General features: G+C 61.3%; 14 protein-coding genes. 7 read left to right on the top strand and 7 right to left on the bottom strand.

Annotation, left to right across the window (positions count from 1 at the left end):
* Position 1: 1 nt before the first annotated feature.
* Positions 2-865 (top strand): amidohydrolase family protein, encoded by an 864-nt coding sequence (locus ACNA0I_RS12470; RefSeq protein WP_415806324.1) that lies wholly within the window; start codon positions 2-4, stop codon positions 863-865.
* Between the two features lie 95 nt (positions 866-960).
* Here ACNA0I_RS12470 and ACNA0I_RS12475 read toward each other — a convergent pair whose 3' ends face one another.
* Complete coding sequence (locus tag ACNA0I_RS12475; protein ID WP_415806455.1) at positions 961-2,307, bottom strand: tryptophan--tRNA ligase; 1,347 nt, start codon at positions 2,305-2,307, stop codon at positions 961-963.
* A 270-nt stretch (positions 2,308-2,577) separates the two neighbouring features.
* Complete coding sequence (tex, locus tag ACNA0I_RS12480) at positions 2,578-4,968, bottom strand: RNA-binding transcriptional accessory protein Tex (protein ID WP_415806325.1); 2,391 nt, start codon at positions 4,966-4,968, stop codon at positions 2,578-2,580.
* Between the two features lie 139 nt (positions 4,969-5,107).
* Between tex and ACNA0I_RS12485 the strand changes: the two genes are divergently transcribed.
* Entirely contained in the window at positions 5,108-7,318 is a 2,211-nt protein-coding gene (locus ACNA0I_RS12485; protein ID WP_415806326.1) for an ATP-dependent DNA helicase, read from the top strand.
* Positions 7,319-7,438: 120 nt separating this feature from the next.
* Here ACNA0I_RS12485 and ACNA0I_RS12490 read toward each other — a convergent pair whose 3' ends face one another.
* Positions 7,439-8,233 carry an outer membrane protein assembly factor BamD gene (locus tag ACNA0I_RS12490; protein ID WP_415806456.1) on the bottom strand — a complete coding sequence of 265 codons (795 nt, stop codon included), beginning with the start codon at positions 8,231-8,233 and terminating at the stop codon, positions 7,439-7,441.
* Positions 8,234-8,342: 109 nt separating this feature from the next.
* Here ACNA0I_RS12490 and ACNA0I_RS12495 point away from each other — a divergent pair, with 109 nt between their 5' ends.
* The 5 genes from ACNA0I_RS12495 to phaR all read left to right on the top strand — a co-directional run bounded on the left by ACNA0I_RS12495 (position 8,343) and on the right by phaR (position 13,396).
* Positions 8,343-9,317 (top strand): RluA family pseudouridine synthase, encoded by a 975-nt coding sequence (locus ACNA0I_RS12495; RefSeq protein ID WP_415806327.1) that lies wholly within the window; start codon positions 8,343-8,345, stop codon positions 9,315-9,317.
* Complete coding sequence (gene pgeF / locus ACNA0I_RS12500) at positions 9,305-10,093, top strand: peptidoglycan editing factor PgeF (protein WP_415806328.1); 789 nt, start codon at positions 9,305-9,307, stop codon at positions 10,091-10,093. The genes ACNA0I_RS12495 and pgeF overlap by 13 nt, the downstream gene beginning before the upstream one ends.
* A 135-nt stretch (positions 10,094-10,228) precedes the next feature.
* Entirely contained in the window at positions 10,229-11,851 is a 1,623-nt protein-coding gene (locus tag ACNA0I_RS12505; RefSeq protein ID WP_415806329.1) for a PHA/PHB synthase family protein, read from the top strand.
* A 149-nt stretch (positions 11,852-12,000) separates the two neighbouring features.
* On the top strand, positions 12,001-12,738 hold the full coding sequence (gene phbB / locus ACNA0I_RS12510; protein ID WP_415806330.1) for an acetoacetyl-CoA reductase: 738 nt from the start codon (positions 12,001-12,003) through the stop codon (positions 12,736-12,738).
* Between the two features lie 91 nt (positions 12,739-12,829).
* A complete protein-coding gene (gene phaR, locus ACNA0I_RS12515) occupies positions 12,830-13,396 on the top strand; it encodes a polyhydroxyalkanoate synthesis repressor PhaR (RefSeq protein WP_415806331.1) in 567 nt (188 codons plus the stop codon).
* Between the two features lie 59 nt (positions 13,397-13,455).
* Here phaR and ACNA0I_RS12520 read toward each other — a convergent pair whose 3' ends face one another.
* The 4 genes from ACNA0I_RS12520 to cphA form a co-directional block, all read right to left on the bottom strand.
* Positions 13,456-13,806, bottom strand: a complete 351-nt coding sequence (locus tag ACNA0I_RS12520) for a BON domain-containing protein (protein WP_415806332.1) — start codon at positions 13,804-13,806, stop codon at positions 13,456-13,458.
* Positions 13,807-13,877: 71 nt separating this feature from the next.
* On the bottom strand, positions 13,878-14,042 hold the full coding sequence (locus ACNA0I_RS12525) for a DUF1328 domain-containing protein (protein WP_094820350.1): 165 nt from the start codon (positions 14,040-14,042) through the stop codon (positions 13,878-13,880).
* A gap of 32 nt (positions 14,043-14,074) precedes the next feature.
* On the bottom strand, positions 14,075-14,275 hold the full coding sequence (locus tag ACNA0I_RS12530) for a CsbD family protein (RefSeq protein WP_094820351.1): 201 nt from the start codon (positions 14,273-14,275) through the stop codon (positions 14,075-14,077).
* A 158-nt stretch (positions 14,276-14,433) separates the two neighbouring features.
* Positions 14,434-17,025, bottom strand: coding sequence for a cyanophycin synthetase (cphA, locus tag ACNA0I_RS12535; protein WP_415806333.1), 2,592 nt, complete (start codon positions 17,023-17,025; stop codon positions 14,434-14,436).
* Positions 17,026-17,048: the final 23 nt, after the last annotated feature.

Raw genomic sequence — 17,048 nt, forward strand, 5'->3', positions numbered from 1 at the left:
CATGGCCACGCCAGCGCTGCCCCCAGCAGCTTGTGATTGCCACGTTCACGTCGTAGGTGATCCTGTCCGTTATCCCATGGTCGCGGATCGCCACTACACGCCAGGGCCTGCTTCGATGCCGGACCTGAAGCGACACATGAGCTCATTGGGTATCACCCATGCAGTGATCGTGCAGCCTAGCGTGTATGGCACGGACAATACTTGCATGTTGGATGGTTTGCGCGATCTGGATGGGGCAGGGCGTGGTGTGGCGGTATTGGATGACAGTGCTTCCGACGCGTTGCTTCGTGATTTTCATTCATCGGGCGTGCGTGGATTACGCCTGAACCTGGAAAGTACAGGCAGCCGCGATACACGGCGCATGCGTGATGATCTGCAAGCGTGGGCGCAACGGTTGGCGCCTCTGGGTTGGCACGTGCAGGTGTATGCCTCGTTGGATGTTATTGCAGAAGTTGTTCCCATTCTGCAAGCGTTACCGGTGCCTGTTGTGTTGGATCACTTTGCCGGCGTGCCGGCAGGCACGGCGTTGACTGATTCGCGGGTGCAGGCCATATTGGGGTTGGTCGCGTCAGACGCGGCCTATGTCAAGCTGTCTGCGCCCTATCGCATCGATGCCTCGGGTACTGCTGTTGAGGCTGTGGCGGGATTGGCGGCGGCGTTTATCCAGGCCAATCCTGATCGCATGCTTTGGGCCAGCGATTGGCCGCATACCAACCGTGAACCCGGGAAGTCTCCGCTGGAGATCAGCGCCTATCGGCAGATAGGCCCCCGCCGATTGGCGCAGGACATCCACACCTGGCTGTCCGATGAGGCGCTGCGCACGCGCGTGCTGGTAGAGAATCCGGCGCGCCTGTACGGCTTTTAAGCCGTCTTTGTGCCGGATGAGGCGACTTGAATCCCGTGCAGATGCGTGGGACTCGAGGCCGCCTTTGCGCTGGGACAGGCGTTGCTTGTGCCCCGTCAGCCTTGTGCGGCCAAGGCTTGGCGCACCTGCTCCAACAATGCATCGCGCTGCGCTTCGTCGTCGGCGGCAGGCCCTTGAGCGATGGCCGCGCCATCCAGCACCGCCGTGTAGCTGAGTCCATCGACCCGCAGAACATCCTGGTCGCTGCCAGCCTGCAGGCGTTGTACCAGTGCGCCCGCCTCTTTGGGATTATCAAAGCTGCGCGATAGCAAGAGCTCTTGGCCGTCTGCGCCCAGCAACCGGAAACGGAACGTGCCGTCGTCATCGCGAAAGCTGACAAAGCGCGCTGCTTTGTTGGATTTCTTGGTGGTGGTTTTGTCTGCTGCCGGGATGGCGGTATGGCGGCGCAGACCGACGGCCTCGCGCAATTGCGCCATGAACGGCGTCGCCAGTTTGCGGGCCTTTTGGCCGCCGGCTTGCAGGATGTCTTCGATACGCTCGGGATGCGCCATCAGAGCCTGATAGCGTTCGCGCATGGGAGCAATATCGCGCTCCAGGCGCTCGTAGAGAGCCTGTTTGGCGTCGCCCCAGCCCATGCCGGCCTCGAGCTCTGCGCGGAAGGCCGCGGACTCATCCTCGGTCGCAAAGGCGCGGTACAGCGTATACAGATGCGAGCCCTCGGCATCCTTGGGTTCGCCCGGTTGGCGCGAGTCCGTCACGATGCGCATGACCGCAGCGCGCAGCGCAGCCGGATCACCTTCGAACAGCGGGATGGTGTTGTTGTAGCTCTTGGACATCTTGCGCCCGTCCAGACCCGGCAGGGTGGCGACGGATTCTTCGATGACGACTTCCGGCAGGACAAAATATTCGCCGTTGTAGAGGTGGTTAAAGCGTTGAGCAATATCGCGCGCCATTTCCAAGTGCTGGATTTGGTCGCGCCCCACAGGGACCTTGTTCGCGTTGAACATCAGGATGTCCGCCGCCATCAGCACAGGGTAGGAAAACAGGCCCATGGTGATGCCGTCGTCCGGGTCGACGCCCTTGGCGGTATTTTGATCCACTGAGGCTTTATAGGCATGGGCGCGATTCATCAGGCCCTTAGCCGTGACGCACGTCAATATCCAGCACAACTCGGGAATCTCGGGGATATCCGATTGGCGATAAAACGTCACGCGTTCGGGATCCAGGCCGCCAGCAAGCCACGTGGCCGCGATTTCCAGGCGGGACCGCGCCACGCGGGCAGGATCATCGCACTTGATCAGCGCGTGGTAGTCCGCCATGAAGTAGAACGCATCGGTACCCGGCTGGGTGCTGGCGTTGATGGCTGGGCGGATGGCGCCAGCCCAGTTGCCGAGGTGAGGGGTGCCAGAGGTGGTGATGCCGGTTAGAACGCGGGTACTCATGAGCAGGGCGGACAAAGCGTTATTGGACAGTCGCCCAGTGTAACGCGTCGGCGTGACAATTCGGCCGGGCAGCAGCCGGACGGACTGGATGGCGGTACTTTGGAGCGCGGGGGCCGTGAATCTCGATTGATTCATGGAGGCGCGCTCTGATCGATGTACTTCGTCAGGGAAAAGAGCCCCCAAAAGATGAACGGAATTTCAGCTTTTTGGGGGCGCTCGTGGGGCTATCCCGCCCCTGTGTTTTGTCGAGACGGCGGACAGTCTGACGGATCAGCGTTTGAGCTTGGCGAAGGCGTCGGCCATGGCGCTGTTACGCGGCTCGTTGCGGCCAGCATCGGCCTGAGGGCGACGGCCACCGCCGCCGGCTCCGCCGTTGCGTGCCGCGCCGTTGCCGCGTGGCGCGTCATTGCCGCCACGGCGCGCAGGCTGGGCCGTGTCGTTCAAACGCATGGTCAACGCGACGCGCTTGCGGGCGGCATCGACTTCCAGCACTTTGACGCTGACGGTTTGCCCCACGCGCACGACATCGCGCGGATCCTTGACGAATTTCTCCGCCAAGGCCGAGATATGCACCAGACCGTCTTGATGCACGCCGATGTCCACGAACGCGCCAAAGTTGGCCACGTTGGTGACGACGCCTTCGAGCACCATGCCGGGGTACAGGTCGTTCAGTGTTTCCACGCCTTCTTTGAACTGGGCAGTCTTGAACTCGGGACGCGGGTCGCGGCCGGGTTTTTCCAACTCGGCGAAAATATCGCGCACGGTAGGCAGACCAAAACGATCGTCCGTAAAGTCGGACGGCGATACGCCCTTGAGCGCCTCGCGTTGGCCGATGATCTGCTGGACGTCGGTCTTGATTTTGGCGACGATGCGTTCGACCACGGGGTAGGCCTCCGGGTGCACCGCCGAGGCGTCCAAGGGGTTGGCGCCATTCGGGATACGCAGGAAGCCGGCAGCCTGTTCAAAGGCCTTTTCACCGAAGCGAGGAACCTTGCGCAGTTGATCCCGCGTGGGGAATGCGCCATTTTCGTCGCGCCAGGTGACGATGTTTTTGGCCAGCAGGGAATTCAGCCCCGACACACGCGCCAACAGGGCGGCCGAAGCGGTGTTCACATCGACGCCGACGGCGTTCACGCAGTCCTCGACCACGGCGTCCAGCGAGCGGGCCAGCTCGCGTTGATTGACGTCGTGCTGATACTGACCGACGCCGATGGCTTTGGGATCAATCTTGACCAATTCGGCCAACGGGTCTTGCAGGCGGCGGGCAATAGACACGGCGCCGCGCAGCGTGACGTCCAGATCGGGGAATTCCTGCGCGGCAGTTTCCGAGGCGGAATACACCGATGCGCCGGCTTCGGAGACGACGACACGAGTCAGTTTCAGATCGGGGAACTGGCTCATCATGTCGCCCACCAGTTTTTCGCTTTCGCGCGAGGCTGTGCCGTTGCCGATGGCGATCAGCTCGACCTGATGGCGGGCTGCCAGGGCGGCCAGCGTGGCGATCGTGCCTTCGCGGTCACGGCGCGGCTCGAACGGATACACGGTGGCGGTATCGACGACCTTGCCGGTGCGGTCGATGACGGCGACTTTGCAGCCGGTGCGGATGCCGGGGTCCAGGCCCAGCACAGCCTTGGGGCCGGCCGGTGCGGCCAACAGCAGATCTTTCAGATTGGCGGCGAATACGCGGATCGCCTCGGCTTCGCCTTCTTCGCGCAGGCGGCCAAACAGCTCGCTCTCGAACGCGGTCAAGAGCTTGACGCGCCAGGTCCAGCGGCAGACTTCGCCCAGCCAACGCGAGCGCGGCGAGGCATCCAGGGCGAACAGGCCATTGCCGAGTTTCAGGAAACTGGCCACGCGTGCTACGCAGGGGTGCGGCGTCTGAGCCTCTAATTCCGCCTCCAGTCCCAGGCGCAGTTCGAGTACGCCTTGTTGGCGGCCGCGCATGAGCGCCAGGATACGGTGCGAGGGCAGGGTGCGCACCGGTTCGTTGAAGTCGAACCAGTCACGGAAATTCGCGCCTTCGGCTTCTTTGCCTTCGGCGACCTTGGCATACAACAGTCCGGTGGACCACAAGTGGTCGCGCATGTCGGCCAGCAGATCGGCGTTTTCGGCGTAGCGCTCGGCCAGGATGTCGCGCGCACCGTCCAGGGCAGCCTTGGCGTCGTTGATCGAAGCCTCGGGATTCAGGTATTGCGCCGCCAACTCGGCAGGGTCGCAAGCCGGATCGGCCAGAATGGCATCGGCCAAAGGCTCCAGGCCGGCTTCGCGAGCGATCTGGGCACGGGTGCGGCGCTTGGGTTTGTACGGAGCGTACAAGTCTTCCAGGCGTTGCTTGGTATCTGCGGTAGCAATTTCCTGTTGCAATTCGGGCGTAAGTTTGCCCTGTTGCGTGATGGATTCCAGGATGGCGCCGCGCCGCTCTTCGAGCTCGCGCAGGTAGCCCAATCGGACTTCTAAGTTGCGTAGCACCGTGTCGTCCAGGCCGCCGGTCGCTTCTTTGCGGTAGCGTGCGATGAAGGGCACGGTGGCGCCGTCGTCCAGCAACTCGACGGCAGCGGCGATTTGGGAGGGGCGGCTGCCCAGCTCGGTGGCAAGCTGGGCAAGAATACGGGCTTGGTCGACGCTGGGCGCAGTGCTCGTGGTGGCGGAAGTGTCAGGCATCTCGATACGGCTGCAAAGGGAAATCAAGGGCCGGATTTTGCCACAAGGCGGCGACAGGGCGCATGTCGAGGGCTATTTTGAGCACGTTGCCCTGGGGGCTCGGGGTATCATTGAGCGCCCCTAATCGTTGATGTGATTGATGCTAGATCTGGATATTTCCGAGTTTTTTGCCGTTGACGGTCCGTTGAGCAAGGCCTTGCCTGGCTATAGCCCCCGTCCGGCCCAGGTCGAACTGGCACAGGCGATCGGCCAGGCCATCACCGATCGCGCGACCCTGGTGGCCGAGGCCGGGACCGGTATTGGCAAGACCTGGGCCTATCTTGTGCCCGCCATGGTGGCTGGGGGGAAAGTCGTCATTTCGACAGGAACCCGCACGCTGCAGGACCAGTTGTTTTCCCGAGATTTGCCGCGTGTGCGCGCTGCCTTGGCCGCGCCCGTGACAGCGGCGCTGCTCAAGGGGCGGGGTAATTATGTCTGTCACTATCACCTGGATCGCCTGCAAGGCGACGAGCGCGCGCTGAAATCCCGTACCGAGATTTCGCAACTGCGCCAGATCCAGGTCTTTGCTGGCATCTCCAAAACCGGCGATCGCGCCGATCTGGGAAAAATCCCCGAAGACGCCGATATCTGGAATCGAGTGACGTCTACGCGCGAAAACTGTCTTGGCCAGGAATGTCCGCGCATCCGGGATTGTTTTGTGGTGAAGGCCCGGCGCCAGGCCCAAGACGCCGACATCGTGGTCGTCAATCACGCTTTGTTCATGGCCGATCTGGTATTGCGCGAAGAAGGCGTGACCGATTTGCTGCCCGAAGCGGACACGGTGATCTTTGACGAGGCGCATCAGTTGCCGGATACCGCAACGCGATTTTTGGGCAGTAGTGTCTCGACCCATCAATTGCTGGATTTCGGCCGCGCTCTGGAGGTCGCAGGGCTGGCATACGCGCGCGAAGCCGCAAAATGGGCCGATGTCAGCCGCCATGTGGAAACCACCGCCCGTGAGTTGCGCCTGGTCTGTGCGCCCTTGGATCAACTGCCGGGGCGCAAGGCGACCTTTGAGGCCATGCCGGACGCAGAGCAATTCGATGCCGCGCTGGCCGCGCTGCGCCAAGCAGTCGAGGCCGCCACGCGGGCATTGGCGGGCGTCGCGGAAAAGCATCCCGATCTGGCTGCCGCTGCCCGCAGTGGCGCAGACATTGCATTGCGCCTGGCAAAGTGGTCGACACCCGCCAGGGACGGCGCCGACGGGCGGCTCGGCGTTCAGGATGACGATGCTGCGGCCGGCCATGGATCCAGTGTCACGCGTGACTCAACACTGGCCGACGAGGGGTGGGGACTGGACCTGCAAGCCCTCGCGTCGGCTCAGCCGCAGACTGGCGAAGAACTGATTCATGCCGCTGAAAATTCGTCGGCTCCATCTGCGGATGACGGTATGTCCACCGCTCGCGCTTTACTGCAAGGTGCTGCGGCTGCACGGTTGTTTAGCGGTCCGGCGGTGCGCTGGGTGGAGCACGGGCAGCATCATGTCCGGCTGCATTCCGCCCCCTTGTCGGTGGCTCAGGCGTTCTCCAAGTTTCGCAAACCCGGTCAGGCCTGGATCCTGACTTCGGCGACGTTGTCGGTGCAGGCGGACTTTGGCCACTACACTCGTCAATTAGGACTAAATGACGCCCGGACAGGGCGCTGGGAGTCCCCTTTCGACTATACCAACCAAGGGTTGTTGTTTGTGCCGCGCGATATGCCCGAACCGCAATCGCCGCGTTTTGCCGAGCGTTTTGTACAGACGCTGATACCGCTGCTCGAGGCCAGCCCGGGCGGCACCCTGGTGCTGTGCACGACCTTGCGCGCGGTGGATCGTGTGGCCGCGTTGTTGGCCGAGACGTTCGAGGATCAGGGATACGATTGGCCCTTGCTGAAGCAGGGCGATGCGACGCGCCGCGATCTGTTGGAGCGCTTTTGCAAGCTCGAGCATCCGGTGCTGGTCGGCAGCGCGACATTCTGGGAAGGTATCGACTTGCCTGGCGATGTGCTAACCCTGGTCGCCATCGACAAGCTCCCCTTTGCACCGCCGGATGATCCGGTGATCGAGGCCCGGCTGCGCGCCTGTCGAGAGCGCGGCGGCAATCCCTTTGCGGAATATCAATTGCCCGAGGCGGCAATTTCGCTGAAACAAGGCGCCGGCCGCCTGATTCGGACTGAAAGCGACTGGGGGGTACTCATGGTCGGGGATGCCCGTCTCGTCGAAAAACCCTATGGCAAGCGTTTGTGGCGTGGCTTGCCGCCATTTTCCCGGACGCGGGATATGAACGAGGTTCTGGCGTTTTACGCCCGCCGCGAGCAGGGCGATTACTGAGCGTTTCCCGGGCAGCCACGTGGCAGGGGTCAGACCGCGAGTGCCGATATCGGCTCGGTTCCGGATAAATGCAATGTGCCGCCCATTGGGCGGCACATTGTCATATCGACTGGGCGGAGATCATTTCCACGAGAACGGGTTCCACCAGCTCTTGTCGGTCAGCAGCGTTTGTTCGTTCATGGTGCTGTCCGGATAGTTGGTCTTGAGCACGCGCTGGGCGTCGTTCTGGAGGTCAGTCATTCCCAGCTTGCCATACGAGGCCGACATGATGACCAGGGCTTCTTCGGAGGCGGGAGCGCCCTCGAAATCGGTGATCACGGTCTGGGCACGGTTGGCCGCTGCGATGTAGGCGCCGCGCTCGTAGTAGTAGCGCGCGACATAGACCTCGTTCATGGCAATGGCGTTGACCAGCCATGTCAGGCGCTGTTGGGCATCGGGCGTGTACTTGCTCTGGGGAAAGCGCTTGATCAATTCGTTGAAAGCGTCGTAAGAGGCCCGCAACCCTTTTGGATCGCGCTCTGCAGGGTCCTGGCCCGTCAGGTTGCTCATGAATGCACTGGCAGGGGTGAAGTTGATCAGCCCTTTCAGGTAGAGCATGTAATCGGTGCCAGGATGATTGGGGTACATCTGCTGGAACCGGTCGATGGCGGCAAGCGCCTGTTCGTTTTCGCCGTCTTTCCAGTTGACGTAGGCCAGGTCGATCAGGGCTTGCTGAGCATAGACCCCGAACGGATATCGGCTTTCAATGGCGGTGAGCCGGTCGCGCGCATCGTTCCAGCCGCCGGCGTCCATTTCGGCTTTGGCGTCGGTGTACAACTGTTCCGCGCTCCAGCCGGCGGTCTTGTCGTACTTGGTGTCGGTGCCGCTGCAGCCTGCGACAGTCAGAGCGACGGACAGCGCGATGGCCGCGCGCAGGAGCGAGCCGCGTAGAGCAGGGCGGTTCGAGAGGGCAGCAGTGCGGAAAATCACGAGATACGTTTCCTTGGTGTTAGGATGGCACGGCTGAATTATATGATCTTGCTTCATGTCCCATACAGACGCCCTTGCCGTTGACAGTGCCAGCTTCGCGGCAGATGACGAACCTCAGTGTATTACTGTGCCGCCCGGCACGCGAGCGGACCGCCTGGACAAGGTCCTGGCCGCCCTGCTGGACGGGCATTCGCGCAGCCGTCTGCAGGGATGGATCGAGGCCGGCTGGGTCCAGGTCAATGGCGCGGCCGCCAAGGTGCGCCAGGTGGTGGGGCCCGGCGACGTCATCGCCGTCTGGGAACAGCCCGCCCCGGAAAGCCTGGCGTTTACGCCCGAGCCGGTCGAATTCGGGGTCGTGGACGAAAGCCCCGACTGGATCGTCGTGAACAAGCCCGCGGGGCTGGTGACGCACCCAGGCGCCGGCAACTGGCACGGCACGCTGCTCAACGGCCTGCTACACAGATATCCCGAGCTGGCCCGGGTGGCGCGCGCCGGGATCGTGCATCGCCTGGATAAGGATACCTCCGGTTTGATGGTGGTCGCGCGTAACGACTTGGCACAAACTCATCTGGTTCGACAACTTCAGGCGCGCAGCATGGGCCGGGAATATATCGCCCTGGCTCACGGCTGGCTGAAGACGGCTGGTGTGGTGGATCGTGCGATCGGCCGTGATGCGCGCGTGCCCATCCGCATGAGTGTCGAGCGCCCGATCGCTCCGAAACCGGCTGTTACCCACTATTCCCCTTTGAGACAAGGCCGCGCGCCTGCGGGAGAGCCGGTGACTGAGGTGGTTTGCCGCCTGGAAACGGGGCGTACGCACCAGATCCGCGTGCACTTGGCCAGCCTGGGACATCCGTTGTTGGCCGATACGATTTATGGTGGACGCGAGGCCGCCGGTGCGACACGGCAGATGTTACACGCCCGCGCCTTGCATTTTGATGATCCCAGCGGCCGAGGCGATGCCGTTTTTCGTGCCGACCCGCCTGACGACATGAGACAAGCCCAGGAAGCCACACAATGGAACGCGTGATTCACGGATTGCCCGTTGTTACCGGCCCGCAATGGCCAGGCGTGCACTATTTCTGTACCACGCGAGCCGGCGGCGTAGGCGTATCGCCGCACGACACTCTGAATCTGGGGCTGCGCGCCAACGATTTGCCGGAGACCGTACAGGAGAATCGCCGCCGTGTGCGCGCAGCCGTTCCTGCCGATCCCTTGTGGCTGCGCCAAATCCATGGCACTGAGGTGGTCGATGCCGACAATCCTCCTTCGGCAACGGATGCGGGGGCGACGGAGTTTGCTGCGGACGCCAGCGTGACCTCAGCCCCCGGGCGGGTATTGGCCGTCATGGTGGCGGACTGCCTGCCCGTGTTCATGACGGATCTGGATGGCACAGTTGTCGGAGCTGCTCATGCCGGTTGGCGTGGGCTGGCTGGCGGGGTCCTGGAAAACACCTTGCGGCAACTCCGCGCCAAAGCGCCGGCCGCACGTGGCTGGCGTGCCTGGGTCGGGCCCGGTATCGGCCCCGACCATTTCGAGGTCGGAGAGGATGTACGCGAGGCCTTTGCCTCTGGTGGTCCGCAGGCCTTGGCCTGCTTCACGCCTCGTGCCGGGCATCCTGGAAAATGGTTGGCAGACCTTCCTGCGCTCGCGCTATTGCGGCTGCGGCGGGCAGGGGTTGAGGACGTGCATGCTTCTGGACTGTGTACGGTGTCGGATCCCGCGCGCTTTTTCTCATACCGGCGCGACGGCACGACAGGCCGCATGGCGCTGCTCGCGTGGCGCGACAGTTCGTTTTCGGTATAAACCCGAGTTCTTGTATACCCGCATTGACAGCCTCAGGGGCGCCATGCACCATCGGGCTGTCACGCAGGTGATTTAATCTCGCGGGGAGGCAGGTCGCTGCTGCATTCCTGCTCCAGACCATAACAAGGTGTCGAAGTGAACGCCCCTATTTCCGCTGCTTGGCCCGTCCCGGTTAGCGTGGCGCCGGACGCGCTGGCAGATATCCAAGCCGACTTTTCGCGAGAGTGGCTGCGTATTTGCGACGAGGCGCAGCGTGGCGTCCTGGCGCCGCCTGCCGATCGGCGTTTTCGTGGCGCGGCGTGGGCTGCCAGCCGCCAGCATCTGCTGATGGCGCACGCGTATTTGTTATCGGCGCGGGTGCTCTCGCGTATGGTCGACGCGGCGCAAGTGGGTGAGCCGCTGCGCAACCGGCTGCGCTTTTCCATCATGCAATGGGTGGACGCGTTGTCGCCGTCGAATTTCCTGGCTTTCAACCCTGACGCACAACAGTCGATCATTGACACGGCGGGGCGGGCGTTGAGTGACGGCCTGGCCAATCTGGCCAATGATTTGCGCAAAGGCCGCATCAGCCAGACTGACGACAGCCAATTCGAGATCGGCCGCAATGTGGCCACGACGCCGGGTCAGGTCGTATTCCAGAATCCGCTGTTCCAGTTGATTCAATACACACCGCAGACGGATACGGTCTACGCGCGTCCGTTGGTGATCGTGCCACCCAATATCAACAAGTTCTATATCCTGGACTTGCAGCCGGCCAACTCGTTCGTGCGCTATGCGGTTGCGCAGGGGCACACGGTTTTCATGGTGTCGTGGCGTAATCCGCTGTCGAGCGATCGGGACGGCGTCGATCAGGCCACGTGGTCCGAGTATCTGGATAATGCGGTGCTCAAAGCCCTGCAGGTGGCCAGCGACATTTCTGGACAGGATCAAGTCAATGCATTGGGGTTTTGCGTGGGGGGCACGATGCTGGCATCGGCGTTGGCCCTGGCCCAGGCACGCGGTGAGCATCCTGCCGCGTCCTTGACGCTATTGACCACGATGCTCGACTTTCATGACACCGGCGTACTGCAAGTTTTCGTCGACGAAGCCCATGCCATGCTGCGCGATCAGCAGATCGGCCAAGGCGGCTTGATGGCAGGCCGCGATCTGGCGACGACATTCTCGTTTCTGCGGCCGAATGAGCTCGTGTGGAACTATGTTGTGGGCAATTACCTGAAAGGGCAGACGCCGCCTGCATTCGATTTGTTGTTCTGGAACGGCGACAGCACCAACCTGCCGGGGCCCTTTTTCACGTGGTATTTCCGTAATACCTACCTGGAAAACAATCTCAAGGTGCCTGGGCGCGCCCGTGCCGGCGAGGTCGCATTGGACCTGACCCGCCTGAAAATGCCGGCCTATTTGTACGGTTCGCGCGAGGATCACATCGTGCCTTGGACCTCTGCCTATGCGTCAACGCAGTTGCTGCGTGGGCCGCTGCGTTTTGTGCTGGGCGCGTCCGGCCATATCGCCGGCGTCATCAATCCGCCCGAGACCGGCAAGCGCAATTACTGGGTCAGTGAGGATGCGGCCTTGCCAGGCGACCCCGGCGTATGGTTTTCGCAAGCGACCGAGCATGCTGGCAGCTGGTGGCCCGATTGGTCGCAGTGGTTGGCAGAGCATTCCGGCGCCAAGCGCCGCGCGCCCGTCAAAGCCGGGAATACCCGCTATGTGCCGATCGAGCCGGCGCCAGGCAGCTACGTTAAAGTTCGAGCCGCCTGAGGCCGCTCGACAGGTTCTTTTTGATGGATGGGAGTCTTTTAGATCAACAGTGAGTATGCGCAGCAAGCAGTCTTTATCGAATAAGCAATCCGGCAGTATCAGTAGCAGGTAGTACGTTATTGAGGCGCTCAGTGCGCAGGAGGAAGGATATGAGCGGGAAACTGGCATACGTTACGGGTGGTATGGGCGGCATAGGCACGGCGATCTGCCGCCGATTGGCCAAAGACGGGTTTCGCGTAGTGGCCGGCTGCGGCCCGAGCCGCAACTATCAACAGTGGCTCGATGAGCAGGCTGCCCAGGGATTTACCTTCCATGCATCGGTCGGCAATGTATCCGACTGGGACTCCACCGTGGCCGCGTTCGAGCGCGTGTCCAATGAATTGGGCCCTGTTGATGTGTTGGTCAACAACGCGGGGATTACCCGCGATGGCTTGTTTCGCAAAATGTCCGCCGATGATTGGCGTGCGGTGATCGACACCAATCTGAACAGCTTGTTCAATGTGACCAAGCAGGTCATCGAAGGCATGGTCGAGCGTCAGTGGGGCCGTATCATCAACATCAGTTCGGTCAATGGGCAGAAAGGGCAGTTCGGACAAACCAATTACTCTACGGCCAAAGCCGGTATTCACGGCTTTACGATGGCTCTGGCCCAAGAGGTCGCCAGCAAAGGCGTGACGGTCAATACGATCTCGCCAGGATATATCGGTACGGATATGGTGCGCGCCATCCGCCCGGATATGTTGGAGAAGATCGTCGCGACGATCCCGGTGCGCCGTCTCGGAACCCCCGAAGAAATCGCTTCGATGACGTCATGGCTGGCTTCAGATGAATCTGGTTTTTCGACGGGCGCCGATTTTTCGCTCAATGGCGGCCTGCACATGGGCTGATGAGAGACGAGCCGGAAAGCATGTGCAGGCGTTCCGGCTTACACTAGGAATACTTCAAAGCTAAAGAGATCGCCCGATCTCGGGGACAACCATGACGCAAGCTCAAACTGGCGCCGGTCAGCGCCTGATTAAAAAGTACCCCAATCGTCGTTTGTACGATACCCAGACGAGCACCTATATTACGCTGGCGGACGTCAAACAACTGGTGTTGGCGAACGAGGAATTTCAGGTGGTCGACGCCAAGAGCGGCGACGACTTGACGCGTAGTATCCTGCTGCAGATCATCCTCGAAGAAGAAAGCGGTGGCATGCCGATGTTTTCCTCGAACATGCTGTCGCAGATCATTCGTTTCTACGGCCACGCCATGCAAGGCATCATGGGCTCATACCTGGAAAAGAATATCCAGGCGTTCATGGAAATTCAGCAACGCATGGCAGAACAGTCCAAAGGCTTGTACGGCAGCCAATTTGGTCCCGAGGCCTGGGCGCAATTCATGAACGTGCAGACGCCGATGCTGCAGAACATGATGAACAACTACATTGATCAAAGCAAAAATCTGTTCGTGCAGATGCAGGATCAAATGCAAGACCAGACGCGTGCCATGTTCTCTTCGTTTCCGTTTACGCCGGGCAGCGGCCAAGGCGGCGGCCGGAAGTAGGGAAAATGGCGTCAGACCCGATGCGCGGAGTCATCTTCGTAGTCTGACGCCTTTATCTGCTATTTCTTTTCAGCTTTGCTTGGGTCGACCTTGATGCCGTTCTGCACTTGCTTGACGCCTTCGACATCACGCGCCACCCGGGCAGCCTGTTCGACCTCGGCCTCGGTGCCTACGGTACCGCTGAGCACGACCGTGCCATCAGTGGTCTCGACGGCGATGTCCAGCGCGCTCAGCGTCGAGTCGGCGACAAGCGCGCCTTTGACTTTGGTCGTGATGACCGTATCCGATGCGTATTCACTAACAGACTGTTTGTTTGTATCGCCCTCGGCAGCATGAACGGCTGTGCCCACGGCGCCGAACATGGCACCGGCGCCGATGGCCGTGGCAATGATCAGTTTACGCATGTTCATAGAAATGCTCCTTCTACATAGCGATGACGTGGCATCGGGGGAGGGNGCGGCCGACTATGGCCGCGCATGGTCTACTTCTTTCTAAGCACACCGCTCAATATGGACAGCACCGCCAGGATCAAAAACACGAAGAACAGGATCTTGGCAATGCCAGCAGCACCGGCGGCAATACCGCCAAAGCCCAAGACGGCGGCGATGATAGCAATCACGAAGAATACGGCAGCGTAATACAGCATTTTGGATTCTCCTCGAAGTTGCAATTAGCCCATTAGCGGTTGGCGTCGAAAAAAGTGCGGACTTCCTTTTCGGCTTCTTCCTTGGTCTTGCCGTAACGTTCCTGGATCAAACCGCTCAGCCGTTCAGCATTGCCTTCAACGCGAGTCAATTCGTCGTCGGTCAGTTCGCCCCAGGCCGCCTTGGCTTTACCGGTCAATTGTTTCCACTTTCCTGCAACGATATCGTTGTTCATAGTGATCCTCCGGGTTGATGAGCGTATTACCACCCTACGAGCGACCCGGGCGGGCTGTCAAACGATGCTGTTGGTAAATGTAAATAGGGCCGCAGCGATTCCCGTGGTGAAACACGGGAGCGCTGCGGCCTCGGGCGCAGTTACTGATTAGTAATGTTTTATGCTGTTTTGATGGACGAGTGTAACGATATTCTGCGCTGGAGATGCGCCAGCGCTTCATCCACCTGATCTACCAGCACCAGGCACAAATCGCCCTCTGACAGGGAATCCAGCGCAGTATCGATCGCCAGAAATTCACCATGGATTTCCTGCACATGGCGGGTGCGGCGTGCGGCGCTCAAACCCTCGCGCAATAATGCCAGGACTTCCCCGTCGGCCCGGCCACGCTGACATTGATCCTCGTACAGCACGACTTCGTCAAAGGCATCGCCCAGGATTGCGGTCTGCAGTCGCAGATCCTCGTCTCGCCGGTCTCCGGCGCCGCTGATCACTACGCTACGCCGTCGAGCCGGCATGGCCTCGATCGCTCGCACCAGCGCCTGGATCGCATCGGGATTATGGCCATAGTCGGCGATGACAGTTGCCCCCTTGTAGTCGAACACATTGAAGCGGCCGGGCACGGTCATCGCATCACTGACAAATGTCGCGAGTCCCGAGCGTATAACGGCCCAATCGATGCCGAGAGACCACGCAGCCGCCATCGCAGCCATGGCGTTATCCACCTGAAATCCGATGCTGCCGTTACGCGTCAGAGGTATATCTCTGAGCGAAATCGTGATTTCGCTATCGTGCTGCGCAGCGATGATGGCGGGACCGTCACGGTACACCACACGGTGTCCTTGGGCGCGATGCGTGCCGATCAAGGGATGCGTCGGATCATCGGAAAAATACACTACCGTCCCGGGACACGCGACCGCCATCTTGGCGACGGCAGGGTCGGTCGCATTCAGTACCGCAGCGCCGCCCGCATGCACGTGCTGCACAATCACGCGTTTGACGACCGCCAGATCTTCCACAGTACTGATATAGCCCAGCCCCAAATGGTCGCCCATGCCCAGATTGGTCACGATGGCGACATCACAGCGGTCGAAAGCCAGGCCCTCGCGCAAAATGCCGCCACGCGCAGTTTCGAATACGGCCGCATCGACATCGGGATGAGCCAGGATACGGCGCGCGCTGCGAGGGCCGCTGCAGTCGCCAGTATCGATGCAGCGCGAGCCGACATAGACCCCATCGGAATTGGTCATGCCAACGCGATGGCCCGCACTGGCAAGCAGGTGCGCCGTCAATCGCACCGTCGTCGTTTTGCCGTTGGTGCCAGCCACTGCCACGACAGGGATACGGCCGTTATCGCCATCGGCAAACATGCTGGAAATAATCGCCTCACCGACTGTGCGGCCTTTGCCGAACGAGGGATTCAAGTGCATGCGCAGACCCGGCGCCGCATTGACCTCGACGACACCCCCATGTTGTTCCTCAAGGGGCAGTTGCACGGTCTCGGCAACCACGTCTACGCCGCAAATATCCAGCCCTATCATGCGCGCAGCCGTCACGGCGCGGGCCGCCAGTTCCGGATGGACTTCGTCGGTCACATCCGTTGCCGATCCGCCGGTGCTGAGATTGGCGTTATGGCGCAAGGTGATCAAAGTGCCGGCGGGAGGAATCGAATCGGCGTCATAACCCTGATTTTGCAGCGTGGCCAACGCGATGTCGTCAAAACGGATTTTCGTCAATGACGTGGCATGGCCATCGCCGCGCAACGGATCGGCGTTCACTTGCTCGACCAGTTGGCGGATGGTGTGGCGTCCGTCGCCTGTCACGCGAGGTGGATCTCGGCGTGCGGCCGCAACCAGGCTGTCTCCCACCACCAGTAATCGAAAGTCGTGGCCAGGAATGTAGCGTTCAACAATGATTTCGTCGCTGATCTCGGCGGCGACTTCGTATGCGGCAATGACCTGCGCGCGGCTCTCGATATTGACCGCGACGCCGCGCCCCTGGCTGCCGTCCCGAGGCTTGACGACGACAGGACCGCCCAACTCCTGTGCCGCTTGCCACGCAGATTCGGCGTCTGATACAGAACGCCCTCTGGGCACGGGGACGCCCGCCGCATGCAATAGCATTTTGGTCAGGTCTTTATCTTGCGCGATGGATTCTGCGATGGCGCTTGTCGCATCCGTTTCTGCGGCTTGAATACGGCGTTGACGGCTGCCCCAGCCGAATTGCACCATGCTGCCCTGCGTCAAGCGGCGAAAGGGAATATTGCGCGCCAGCGCCGCATTGACGATAGATCCTGTACTGGGTCCCAGTCGCACGTCTTCGTCCAGCTCGTGAAGTTCGGCCAGCACGGCCGGCACGTCAAACGGCGAGCCCGACAACACGGCCAACAGCAATTGCGTGGCTGCCTCCATGGCGCGCCGCCCCACGTCTTCTTCGCTGTACTCGACGACGACCTGGAACACGCCGGGTTCTACCGTGGCGGCTGTACGCCCGAATGTCACCGGGCAACCTGCGTGGGCTTGCAGCGCCAGCGCAGTGTCCTGCAAAACGTGAGCGATAGAGAGGGCGCCATGATGACCGTCGGGACGCAGCCGGCCGATCTGAGGAAATCGAGCACGTAGCTCGGCTTCGAAATGAGGCAGATATTCGTCGATGGCGCACTCGGCATCGTCACAGGTGACAATGGCTTCGATAGCGGTATTGCGGCTCCACAAATTGGGGCCGCGCAGGGCGCGAATACGGGAAACTTCCATGGCCTAGAGTCCTGTGCGAGGCG

The sequence above is a fragment of the Bordetella muralis genome (assembly GCF_965139205.1).
In the GTDB taxonomy this organism is placed as follows: Bacteria; Pseudomonadota; Gammaproteobacteria; order Burkholderiales; family Burkholderiaceae_B; genus Bordetella_A; species Bordetella_A muralis.